Origin of the sequence: Streptomyces sp. NPDC048185, assembly GCF_043202495.1 — a bacterium.
GTDB lineage: Bacteria > Actinomycetota > Actinomycetes > Streptomycetales > Streptomycetaceae > Streptomyces.
The window spans coordinates 111,654-122,349 of sequence record NZ_JBIDAN010000011.1 but is presented as its reverse complement, the minus strand read 5'-3'; the positions used below and the strand labels follow the sequence as shown (position 1 = coordinate 122,349).

Annotated in this window: 13 protein-coding genes and 1 pseudogene; all 14 read right to left on the bottom strand. The window is 71.7% G+C overall.

Annotated elements, in window-relative coordinates:
- Nucleotides 1-26 precede the first annotated feature (26 nt).
- On the bottom strand, nucleotides 27-1,145 hold the full coding sequence (locus ACGF3H_RS28210; RefSeq protein WP_362491208.1) for a DnaB-like helicase N-terminal domain-containing protein: 1,119 nt from the start codon (nucleotides 1,143-1,145) through the stop codon (nucleotides 27-29).
- On the bottom strand, nucleotides 1,145-2,416 hold the full coding sequence (locus ACGF3H_RS28205) for a DNA cytosine methyltransferase (RefSeq protein ID WP_362491205.1): 1,272 nt from the start codon (nucleotides 2,414-2,416) through the stop codon (nucleotides 1,145-1,147). Before ACGF3H_RS28205 ends, ACGF3H_RS28210 begins: the two co-directional genes overlap by 1 nt.
- A complete protein-coding gene (locus tag ACGF3H_RS28200; protein ID WP_362491203.1) occupies nucleotides 2,413-2,928 on the bottom strand; it encodes a hypothetical protein in 516 nt (171 codons plus the stop codon). Before ACGF3H_RS28200 ends, ACGF3H_RS28205 begins: the two co-directional genes overlap by 4 nt.
- A complete protein-coding gene (gene trpA, locus ACGF3H_RS28195) occupies nucleotides 2,921-3,718 on the bottom strand; it encodes a tryptophan synthase subunit alpha (RefSeq protein WP_362491359.1) in 798 nt (265 codons plus the stop codon). Before trpA ends, ACGF3H_RS28200 begins: the two co-directional genes overlap by 8 nt.
- 38 nt (nucleotides 3,719-3,756) lie before the next feature.
- Complete coding sequence (locus ACGF3H_RS28190) at nucleotides 3,757-4,227, bottom strand: hypothetical protein (RefSeq protein WP_362491200.1); 471 nt, start codon at nucleotides 4,225-4,227, stop codon at nucleotides 3,757-3,759.
- A 196-nt stretch (nucleotides 4,228-4,423) separates the two neighbouring features.
- The gene (locus tag ACGF3H_RS28185) at nucleotides 4,424-5,026 is read right to left on the bottom strand and encodes a hypothetical protein (RefSeq protein ID WP_362491198.1); all 603 of its coding nucleotides are present in this window, start codon (nucleotides 5,024-5,026) and stop codon (nucleotides 4,424-4,426) included.
- Nucleotides 5,027-5,157: 131 nt separating this feature from the next.
- Nucleotides 5,158-5,523, bottom strand: coding sequence for an XF1762 family protein (locus ACGF3H_RS28180; protein WP_362491195.1), 366 nt, complete (start codon nucleotides 5,521-5,523; stop codon nucleotides 5,158-5,160).
- Entirely contained in the window at nucleotides 5,520-7,313 is a 1,794-nt protein-coding gene (locus tag ACGF3H_RS28175) for a TraM recognition domain-containing protein (RefSeq protein WP_362491193.1), read from the bottom strand. Before ACGF3H_RS28175 ends, ACGF3H_RS28180 begins: the two co-directional genes overlap by 4 nt.
- Before the next feature lie 61 nt (nucleotides 7,314-7,374).
- Nucleotides 7,375-7,713: pseudogene (locus tag ACGF3H_RS28170) on the bottom strand (DUF317 domain-containing protein); the annotation flags it as partial.
- 2 nt (nucleotides 7,714-7,715) lie between these two features.
- The gene (locus tag ACGF3H_RS28165) at nucleotides 7,716-8,240 is read right to left on the bottom strand and encodes a hypothetical protein (RefSeq protein WP_362491191.1); all 525 of its coding nucleotides are present in this window, start codon (nucleotides 8,238-8,240) and stop codon (nucleotides 7,716-7,718) included.
- Between the two features lie 74 nt (nucleotides 8,241-8,314).
- Nucleotides 8,315-9,136, bottom strand: coding sequence for a DUF317 domain-containing protein (locus ACGF3H_RS28160; protein ID WP_362491188.1), 822 nt, complete (start codon nucleotides 9,134-9,136; stop codon nucleotides 8,315-8,317).
- Nucleotides 9,127-9,483, bottom strand: coding sequence for a hypothetical protein (locus ACGF3H_RS28155; protein WP_362491185.1), 357 nt, complete (start codon nucleotides 9,481-9,483; stop codon nucleotides 9,127-9,129). The genes ACGF3H_RS28160 and ACGF3H_RS28155 overlap by 10 nt, the downstream gene beginning before the upstream one ends.
- A 29-nt stretch (nucleotides 9,484-9,512) precedes the next feature.
- Nucleotides 9,513-10,316 (bottom strand): DUF317 domain-containing protein, encoded by an 804-nt coding sequence (locus ACGF3H_RS28150; RefSeq protein ID WP_362491182.1) that lies wholly within the window; start codon nucleotides 10,314-10,316, stop codon nucleotides 9,513-9,515.
- On the bottom strand, nucleotides 10,313-10,696 hold the full coding sequence (locus ACGF3H_RS28145) for a hypothetical protein (protein ID WP_061915785.1): 384 nt from the start codon (nucleotides 10,694-10,696) through the stop codon (nucleotides 10,313-10,315). The genes ACGF3H_RS28150 and ACGF3H_RS28145 overlap by 4 nt, the downstream gene beginning before the upstream one ends.

The window sequence follows — 10,696 nt, the reverse complement described above, 5'->3', positions numbered from 1 at the left end:
GTCCGGCCACCGGCGTGAGTGGGGTGCTATCGGATTGCTCGCGCGGCGCGGGCGGCGTGAGCGGCCGTCGTGGTCGGCGGGCCGGCGCGAGTGGCGGGTGCCGGGCGCGGCCGTGGTGGCGGGACAGTTCCGGTGGCGTGCTGCCAGCGGGTGCGAACGGCGCTGATGTCGGCGAGGGAGCGGCGGGCGCCCACCACAAGCTGGAACGGGGTGTTCGCCGGGTCTCCGGCGTACGCCGAGATGCGCCGGCCAGCGTGATCGGCGGTGGCCAGGAGGGAGCGCTGCAGGGCACGTTCGCCCCAGTGCTCCACGGAACCGGCCGGTTCGGCCAGCAGGCGGAGCACCTCGCCGGGTTCACTCGCGTTCTCGAGCAGGCCGCGCTGTTGGGCCTCCCATAGGACGGTGACGGGGTCGACGGGCTCGCGGCGGCGGGCCAGGGCGGTCAGGCATTGCCACAGGCCGGCGTGCAGGGGCCGGGTGAGGTCGTCGGGGAGCAGCCACCGGACGGACTCGATGTCGGCGGGGTGGGCGGTGGCGGTCGCGAGCAGCAGTTGCTCCTCCTCGACCGCCTCGGTGCGGTCGGTGGTGATGGCCGGCGGCGGTGCCGCGGTGCGGGGCAGCACTCCGGCGCGTGGCGGGAACCGGCTCGCGATGTCGTCCACGACCGCGGTGAGCGCGTCGGCCTCGGCGAGCACTGTCTCGACTGGGTGCGGGTGGGTGGCGTCGTCGACGCTCTGGATGAGGCGTTCGGCGGCCGTCTGCAGGCGCCGGCGGGCGTGTTCGGCCTCGACCATCCGTGCGTAGGCCGGTGCGTGGCGGGGCCAGGGGCAGACCTGGACGAGGGTGTGCAGGTAGGAGGCGGTCAGCCCGCGCGCCTGTTCGCGCCCCGTGGCGAGCACTTGGTTGAGCCATTTGGTGTTCTTCGCGTGCTCGGCGGGGTCGGGCGGAGGCAGGGTGCTGATGGCGGTGAACAGGGCGGCGTGCGCGGTGGTGGAGAACGAGTCGGCGGCGATGCCGGTCACGTCGCCGAGGCGGTGTGGATGAAGGAGGAGGGCGCCGAGGAGGGCCTGCTCGACGTGGAACACCGGCTGCGGCGGTGCGATGGCGTCGAGGTGGTCTTCTTCGGGTTCGGGGACGTGGGGCATCAGGCTGCGAGGGTGAAGTCGTCGGGGTTGAGGGTGACGCCGAGGTGCGGGGCGAGGAGGTGGCCGGCGAGCAACGGCGGTACGGCGTTGCCAATCTGGGAGAACTGCTGGCCCTTGTTGCCGGCCCAGGGGTAGTCGGCGGGGAAGGTCTGCAGGAGGCCGGCCTCGCGGGCGGTGATCCGGATCGGCTCGGGTACCGCTGGTGTGTCCGTGTCCTCGGTCGGAGGCGAGGCTGGTCCGGCGACCCAGGTGCACTCGTTCGCGCGGTGCCCGAAAAACAGTGTGCCCGCCGGCTCGGACAGCGGGCGGACGGTGGCGTTCGCTTGGTTGTTGCTGCGCAGGGACCAGGACCAGCGGTGTGCGTCGGCGGTGAACGTCGGCGCCGGAGCGTCGGCGGCACGGTTCTGTCGTGTGCCGTGCCGTGCCTTCCAGCCAGTTCCTTCGCGGCGGGACTGCAGGAGCACACCGTCCGGCCTGGGCATCCAGGTGCCGCGCTCCCGGGCGTCGGAGAGGGACTTGCGGGAGCCCGAAGGGAACGGTTCGGGTCCGCCGCCGGGTCCGCCGCCGGCGCAGACGGTGGGAACGGGCCGGTCAGTCGCGCCCCATCCGAGGGCCTCGGCCATGCTGACCCAGCGGGCGCGGCCCGGACCGAACAGCGAGTCAGGCTCGGCGACTTGGGCGTGGGTGGGCGTGGGAGGCTGTGCCGTACGGACCCGGGAGGCGATCAGGATCGCTCGCCTGCGCGTCTGTGGAACGCCGAAGTCGGCGGCGTTGAGGATCCCGTACCAGACCGAGAAACCCCAGCCGCGCAGAACGGCCGCGTACTGCTTCCACAGCGGCAGAACGTCCGGCACCTCCTCCATCGCGACCCACTCGGGCTCTCCGACCGTGTTCAGGGCATGCAGGTAGCGCATCGGCTCGGCCGCGAGCAGGGAGCGCTCGTCGCGGCAGGCGGCGAGGAGACGCTCGCGGGTGTCACGGCCGACGGCGAGGTCCTCCACCGCCGTGTGCACCAGCGGCTGGTCGAGCAGGCCGAGGCGTTTGCCGGCCATGCTCCATGCCTGGCACGGCGGGGAGGCGATCAGCCCGTGCGTGCGGCCGAGGAAGGGCCACGTCGGATACATGGCCACGTCGGTGCGGATCGTCAACTGTCCAGCGGCCACACGGGTTTTGCAGGCCCACTCGTCCCATTCCAGGCCGACGTCGCGCACGCCGAGGACGCCCAGTGCCCTGCTCCAGCCGCCCGGCCCCGCGAAGAGGTCGAGTATCACGTGGCCAGCCCGAAGTCGTCGCGGGTCAGCGCCTCCGCGTCCCCGCGGCACGCCCAGGGGGAGCAGTCGTCCACGACGCCGAGCCGGTCGCGGCGTATGGCGTGGTGGAGGGTGGGGATGCGGTCGAGGAGGTCGGTGGCCGACTCGATGAACTGCTGTGGTGAGGGGCGGATGAGGACGGCCGACCCCGTCGTGGCGTCGGCTCGGCGGCGTTGGTTCTCCACGGCGCGGGCGAGGGCTGCGGTCAGTTCGGCGCTTGCGTCCTGGGCGGCCTTGGCGATCTGCGCGACGTGGTCGAGGAGCAGCAGCTCCCCGGCCGTGGTGTGCGGCGTGTGCTGGGCGAGGTCGAGGAACAGACGCAGGGCGGCGCCGGCGATGCCTTGGGCGTCGGTGATCCACGCGGCCAGCGCGTGCGCGTGGCCGATGCTGTTGGTGCACAGGGCCTGGTGCAGGGTGAGGGCGTCGGCCGTGATCCGGTCGAGGGCCTCGGTCGGGGCGGAGCGATCAGGCACGGGTCTCCGTGAGGGTGGTCGGGTGCAGGGCTCGGGCGAACGCGGCCGTCAGGTCCGGGGCTTGGGCCGGGTCGGTGGCCAGGGCGCGGACGACGGGGGTGCCGATGACGACGGCGTCCACCAGTGGGGCGATACGTGCGGCGAGGGCCGGGGTGGAGATCCCCACTCCCGAGACCACGGGCAGTGGGCTCGCGGTGCGTAGCCGCTGGGTGAAGCCAGCGAGCGCCGGGATGTCGAGAGGCCCTCGGTAGCCGGTGGGGGCCGTGCTGGCGGGTGCGTAGAGCCATCCGGACGCGCCGGCGACTGCGGCCGGGAGGAGCGGGTCAGGGGTGGTGCGGGGGATGAGGCGTGGGGTGCGAAGGCCCGTCTCCCGTGCGGTTTCGTGCCAGCGGGCCGCTTGGTGGGCGGGCAGGTCGACGATCATCACGCCGTCGGCGCTGGCGTCGGCGAACACGCGGGCCACGTACGCGGGGCCGTGGCGGCTCACGGGCTCCCAGTAGGTCATGACAACGGTCGGCCGGAGGCTGGCGGCGTGTTCGACGGCGCGCACCGCGTGGTCGAGGGCGTTTCCGCTGCGCAGGGCGCGGTGGTAGGCGGCCTGAATGACGGGACCGTCGAGGGCTGCGTCCTCGGTGGGCAGGCCGACCTCGAACAGGTCGGCACCTGCGTGCGCGAGCTGATCGAGGTGCTGGCGCTGTGCGGTTGCCGGGTGCAGGCCGGCGGGGACGAACACGCCCAGCGCACAGGATTCTTGGGTGAGGTAGGTCTGGAGGGGATCGGAGGTGGCCAGGTTGGTGCCTTTCCCGGCGGGTGGGCTATCGCCGGAGGTCAGCGGCGGCGCCCGGCCGGTGGAGTCGTGGGCGCGGGTGGGCTGGCGGTGTGGCGCGGTTGCGCGGCAGGCGGCACGGGCGCGGCGGGCTGGCTGCTGAAAGCGGGTGCGACGGCGTCGAGGATCTTGGTGACCTGCTGAGCCTGGTCGTGGGCCTCCCGGAGCTGCTCGGCGACGCTGTCGGGGAGCCGGTCCCATTGAGCCTGGTACTGGTAGCGCTGGATGATCTCGGTGGCGTTGCGCAGCTGCTCGGCGAGCTGTTGCAGGATCGCGGTCTGCTGCTCGGGGGCGGTCGCGGTGTGGGTGGCCTGCAGGAGCGCGTCGAGGGCGGTAGGCAGCGCATCGTCGTCCGTGGGAAGGCCGTAGAGTCGGGCGTGCAGGGCTTGGGCGAATTCCGTCACGGGGCCGCCGCAGGAGCCGTGGTCGTACTTGGCTGCCGCCTGTCGGCGGACGCTGAAGCTGACGGTCACATCACGGGGAGCGGCGCCGGGGTGGATCTGGTCGGCAAGCGCGCAGGCAAGGTCATGCGCGCTCGGGGTCTCGGATGACGTGGCAAGACTCCAAGAGGGATAGCGGTCAACGGCTGGAGTGCGAAGGTGTGTACCGCCGCGCGCCACTGACCGCGGCTCGACGATCGTTCACACCCCGACCCCACCCGCGTGGGGGTCAACGGGTGTGACGGCGGGTCGAAGGCGTGGTCGGTGTGCGGATGGCGGCAGATGACGGGCGGCGGGGAGCGGGAGGGATGTCGGCCGGCGTGGGGATGCCGAGGTCGACGCGGACACCGAGACCGTGGGTGTAGGCGTGGGTTTCGGCAGCTGTCACGGCGCCGAGTAGGCCGCGCGCGTCCAGCCCGTCCGGCGGGCGATAGGACAAGCCGTTCGCCAGCGGGGTGAAGCCGTGCTGCTCCAGGAGGGAACGGGCGGCGGCAGTCCTGGCCGTCACCGCCACGGCGCCGGCGCTGAAGTGGAAGCGGATCTCCGGATCGGCGACGGGACTGTCGGGGCTCCAGCGGGTCGTCCAGCAGAGATCGACCAGGTCGTGGGTGTGGGCCAGGAGCCCGTACATCGCGATCCCGGCACGCTCGTGCGCGTCCTGGTCAGTGCCCGGCGGCAGCAGGTAGAGCGTGCGGCCGAGGTGCTCCCGGGCGAGGAACCCAGCCTCGGTCAGCAGCCGGTCGGCATCGCGGATGCGGCGGTTGATGACGACGAAGGTGTGCCCGTCGTCGGTGGACCCGATGAACACATCGGGGAAGTCCAAAAGAGACACGGCGGTCCAGGGGATCGGTGAAACGGGATCTGTCGGTTGCTTCAGCGGGCGCGGCGAGCCTGCACGTGGTGGTAGCGCGCCTGTTGAGCGGGACGGCCGCGGCGATCCGCGATGTCGATGAGCTTGTCGTGTCAGGGCGCTTGCCACAGTGTGCGAGCGATCTGCGAGGTTCCGCTCTCCCCTGCCTGCGTGTATGTGATCAGTCGCCGGTATCCGAGCGCTTTGGCCGCTCGCCAGGCGGCGCCGCAGAGCAGGGAGTTGGCGTTGCGTGTGCCGTCACTGGCGGTGCGGGTGACTTCGAGGGTGGTGCCGTCGTTCAGGTGGCGGGCGACGGGGCGGCCGACCAAGGCCACGGCGCGCAGGATGCCGGCCTCGTCGGCGGCACCGAGGGAGACGATCTGTCCGGTGGGCGGCGGGTGGTGCCGGTGCCAGAGGCGGACGAACTCTTTGGCTTCGCGGGAGCGGACGGGCACCAGGTGCAGGCGCGATTCGCTCACGCGGCGGGCCCGAAGTCGGACTGCGTCGGTGCGTGCTTGGCGATGGCCCGGGCGGTGATCGCCTTGGATGCGCGGTCGGATGCCGCGGACAGTTCTGCCGCGCCGGGCTCCTGGTACCACGGGCGCAGGTCGAGCATGGCGGCGCGCAGACCGGTGGCGAAGCAGAGGGCCGTGCCCTTGGGCAGGGCGCGGATCTCGTCGGCGGGAAGGATCCGCTGCTGTCGCATCGACACCGAGGTCGACTTGCCGGACTCGGAGTGCGAGGTTGAGGTGGTCTCGACGTCGTGGTCGCCGATCAGGCGGGACAGCTTGTCGGCGAAGTCGGGGTCGTCGATACCGGAGCCGATGACCTTGACGGTAGAGGCGGACCACATGGCGTCCATGCCGGCGTCCCCCCAGACCTTCTGGCCCTGGCGGTAGGACTGCAGGATCGTGATCGGGATGATGCCGCGCGACCCGAGGTGCGAGTACAGGTCCGGAAGGTCCGAGATCTTGCACACGTTGGCGGCCTCGTCGAGGATCGCGAGCATGGGCGGGTCGAGGCGTCCTCCGGCGCGCTCGGCCTGGGCGGTCGCGGCCCGCATCACCGAGTCCGCGCACGCGGCGATCAGCGCCGAAGCTCCGCCTCCGCCGTCCTTGCTCAGCAGGAACAACGTGTCGGTGGAGGTGACGAACTCCGACGGCCTGAACTCCGGGACGTTCTTCTGCGGGGTGACCCAGGCGGCGATCTCGCTGTTGAGCAGCGCGGCGGCGTACTGGCGGGCGGTCTCGTAGATGCCGTCCCTGGTTTCCGGCGGGCCTTCCACGGTGCCCTTGAGTTGGGCGGCGACGGCGGTGAACCCGTGGTCGCGGAGGATGTCGAGCGGGGTGCGGTCGGCGGGGAACGCCAGCCACTGCATGACGTCGGTGATCGGCCGCTCGTCCAGGGCCGCGGCGAGGAAGAGCTGCGCGAGGATGTTGGATCCGGCCTTGGACCAGAAGTCGCCCTGTTGGGAGGCGTCCACGGAGGCGGCGAGGAAGTGGCCGGCCAGCCGCCCGGCGCCGTCGAGGGTTTTGGCGTCCGCCAAGGGGTTCCACCACATCTCGCGTGCGGCGTGCGCGATCTGCTGCGGGTCCATCGACCACACCCGTCCCACCGCGGCGCGGGCGTCGTAGGTGGCGGTGAACGCATCGCCGGCGGCCTTGTTCGAGGTCAGCAGGACCGGGCCGGGCGCGGCGAGGATGGAGGGGATCGCGAGCGAGGTGGTCTTGCCCGAGCGGGGCGCCATGATGGCGACGGCCACGTCCTCGTAGCCCATGCGGATCTCCTGCTTGGTGCCCTGCAGGTTGCCGAGGAGGATGCCGGTGTCGCGGGCCTCGATGTGCTTGGCGTCCTTCAGGCTCGGGCGCAGGGAGCGGGCCTTGTCGGTGATCGCCTTGGCCATCATCGGTTCGATGTCCCGGGCCTTGGCCATGCCGGTGATCTTCTTCTTCCGGCCGCCGCTGCGGTTCTTGTGCCGGGCCCACAGGATGCCCGCTGTTGTCCCGAGGGCTAGGAGGAGGAGAACGGGAACGATGCGTGCCCCGATCAGCAGGGATGTTTCTCCCGCGTGGGGCCAGAGGCGCTGGGGGTGGAGCAGAGCGGTGGTCGGCTGGTAGGGCGCCCAGCCGCCTCCGGTGAGGTAGGCGGTGATGTTGCCGGACAGCCAGGCGAGGTGGGACAGGGGGACGATGACGGCTGCGATGCCGATCAGGAGGCGCAGGACGATGTCGTACCCGTCGGTGGAACTGTTGGAGGAGGTGGGGGGCAAAGAGTTACGTGCCTTCCGGGCGGGGGCGGGGCATTCAGCGGCTGCGGCTGTTCCTGGCCGGCGGCTGGCGTGGCGGGCCTGGAGTTGCCGGCGGGACGTCGCTGAAGGCGGCGATGAGTTCGACCGGGGTGCGGGCGCCGAAACTCGCGTACCAGGCGGGCCGGTCCGCCTCCGCCGCATGGTTGAGGGTCCACCACTGTCCGTCGGGGTCGGGTTCCAGGCGCAGGAGGGCCTTCTGGTCGGGGCTGGAGAGCAGGACGCGGGGCATCGGGGGGTCGTTGCCGTGGCTCCAGCCGCAGGCACGGTGCAGGGGGACGGTGATCCAGGCGGGGTCACCGCCGTCGGCCAGGTGGCACGGCGTGATGAAGTCGACCTCGACGGTCTCGGGAGCCGGGGGCATGCTCACTTCCGTGCGGCAGCTCGCCGGTCGGGCGCGGTGGCCGGGGCCGGTGTCGGTGTGGGAGCCAGGGGTGAAGGGGCTTTGCGTGCGGCCGTGTTGATCTCGCGGAGCGCCTTGCCGTGGGTGGCCCAGTCGTCGAGGTAGCTCCACGATTCGGCGTGATGTGCGGCGAGTGCGTCGTCGAAGTCCGGGGTGCCGGGCTTGGCGGTGGCGGGGAGGGCGTCGCGGGTGACCAGCCATTGCTTGTGCAGTTCGTCGAGTCGGTCGAGTGCGTCGCGCAGGACGCCCAGCTGGTAGACCCAGCGGCTCTGCACATTGGTCTCAGGCAGGTGGGCCAGTTGCGTTTCGGCCGTGGCCAGCAGGTGACGGGCGCCGTACCGGAGCGGCTCGAATGCCTCGGCGGTGTCGGCGTCGCGCTGGCTCGCGCGCCTTCCGTAGGCGTGGTCGTCGTAGGGCCATCCGTCGAGGTCGGTGTGTTCGTCGGAGTAGGCGTCCCAGGCGTCGAGGATCTTCTTGCTGTCGCTCACGTAATGGTCGAGGTGGCGGAGGAGGTCGCGGTGTGCGCGGTGATCGGCGGAAATGGGAAAGGGGTCCTGTCGGTTCAGCGGCGGGCGGCCGGCTGGGCGGTGTGGGCCGGCGCCGGGGTCGGTGCGGGTTTCGTCTGCTGCCTGCGGGCGGAGCGTGCCCGGGCACGGAGCGACTCGATACGGGCAGTGTGGGCGTCGACCACCTGCTGCGGGCGCAGCGGGCTGGGCTCCTGCACGGCGCTGTAGTGGCCGGTGCGGTCGTACATGCCGCGCTGGTGCGGGCTGCGGTCGGCCAGCGCGGTGAGGAACGATCCGACCTGGTGGGCGGGGACGTCCTCGTCGAAGTAGGCGTGCCAGATGCGCGGGCCGGGGAACTGCCCGTCGCCGGGCTCGCAGGTCTCAACGTGCCAGGACGACCGGCCACTGAATTCGCTCAACGGGCGCAGTTCGATGTGGCACATGGAGTCCGGCGAGCGCGCCGTACCGTCCGAGTCGCGGTGCCAGCCCGCCGAGGTCACCGGCTGCCACGGGTCTGGCTGTTGTGGCGACGGGGCGATGAGGGCATCGGTGAAGCCGGCGAGGACCTCGGCGGGCACGAGTTCACCGAACTCGGCGTACCAGCCGGGCTCGGTGTCGGTGGGCTCGGCCCGCAGCCGCCACCATGCAGAGGTGGCGGACTGCGGGTCGAACTGGAGGCTGTGGCGAAGGTCGGGACTGCGCAGGACGATCTCGGCACTCAAAGGGTCGGAGACGGCGCTCCATCCGGCGGCGGCCAAGCCGTGGGTGACGTGGCGGGCATCCCCGGGGCCGGCGAGATGGCGGGGACTGGTGTCGAAGGGGATCCGCCAGGCGTGCTTGTCGGCGAACCCGGCGAGCTGCCGTTCGCTCAGCGGCACCGACCGCACCCCGGCTCACTCGCGGCGGAGCTGCCGATCTCCTTGCGCAGCTCGTCCAGGACGTAGTGGAGCATGTACTGGTCGGTCTGCACCCACGCCGCGGCACGCAGCTCGGTGACCAGATCACTGATCTTCTCGCTGCGCGGTGTGTTCGGGTGGCTCTGTACGGCGCGGGCGAGGGCGCGCAGGGTGTCGCCGAGCTGGATGGGCAGGCCGGTGTATTCGTCGAGGAGGGGCTCGACGAGAGCGAGCGCCTCCTTGGGGTCGGGGTTCTCGCGCAGGTATTCGGTGAGGCGGCACAGGGTGTCGGTCGCGGCGCGGATGGTGTCCGGAGTGAGTGCGGGCATCGGTCTCCTCGGGGTGGTGGGTGTCGTGGTCAGCGGCGGGTTCGTGTGCTGTCGCCGGCAGCGTGGGCGCGGGCGGTGGTGCGCGGTCTGGTGCTTCGGGCGCTGTTGCGGGCCCAGGTGGCGGCTCGGGCGGCCGTGATGCGGGCCTGTTGCCAGGCGCTGAGTTGGGAGGGCTTGACGGATACCGACCAGGTGCGGATCTGCGCGCTGTGCGGGACGCGTCCGGGCGGGCGCATCACGGGGTCGGGGCTGGCGAGTTCGGTGGAGAAGGCTTGCACGAGGTACATCGGGGTGTTCGGCGTGAAGTGGGCCGTCCAGCCGTTGCCCTGTTTGTCCTGCGCTCCGGTCCACCACATCGCCGTGCCGTCGGGGTTCTGGCGGTACTGCATCCAGGCGGTGCCATCGGGGCTGGTCGCCACGTAGTGCTCGCCCTCGAAACGCGTGTGCCAGTTCTGCTCCTGCAGCGGAGCCCAGACGTTGGGGGCGTGTGCGGAGCGGGGACGGGTGAGGGCGTCGGTCAGGCCGGCGACGATCTCCACCGGGGCCTGACGGCCCAGGTGCGCCGACCACTCGCCGCTGGCGCCGTCTGCCCGGCCGTGGATGGTCCAGCCGCCGGGAAGGACGTAAGGGTCGTAGGCGACGCGGACCGTCCGGTCCGGGCCCTCCATGAACAAGGGGCCGCCGGTCTTGGACTCGTCCCGCCAGCCCGAGGCACGCAGGAACTCCGAGACGTGCCGGACGTCGCCGCCGCCTGCCAGGGCACGGGGCTGGACGAGGTAGTGCTGCTCGGCCTGCTCGCCGGGCCCCCAGCCCTGCCACTGCTTCTTCTTCACCGGCGCCGCCGGACCACGAGCGGTGCGGGCACTGGGCGCTTCGCCTCGGTGGTGGCGGGCTGGGTGCTGACGTGCGCCAGGGCGTCCTTGTGTTCGTCCAGGTCGAGGGTGATGTCGTGCAGTTCGTTCGAGGCACGGCCCAGAGCGAGCCACACCTCCGCGGGGAGCGCGCCTCGCTCTGCCTGGTCCTTGGCGAACACGCTTCCGGTGGCGACGAGGTGAGTGACGCCGCCGAGGACTCCGGCGTCCGGGTCGAGAACGCGGGCGATGACCTGCGCGGCCTGGGGCGGGGGAAGCTGCGAGAGGTGGTCGGCGAGCTGGCCGAGCTGGCGGGTGATCTCGTCGGCCAGTCTCACCGGATAGGGGGCGGGGTGGGACAT

Coding starts and splice junctions, on each gene's coding strand:
- ACGF3H_RS28155 (WP_362491185.1), bottom strand. CDS start 9,483: ATGCCCGCACTCACTCCGGACACCATCCGCGCCGCGACCGACACCCTG.
- ACGF3H_RS28145 (WP_061915785.1), bottom strand. CDS start 10,696: ATGTCCCACCCCGCCCCCTATCCGGTGAGACTGGCCGACGAGATCACC.
- ACGF3H_RS28210 (WP_362491208.1), bottom strand. CDS start 1,145: ATGCCCCACGTCCCCGAACCCGAAGAAGACCACCTCGACGCCATCGCA.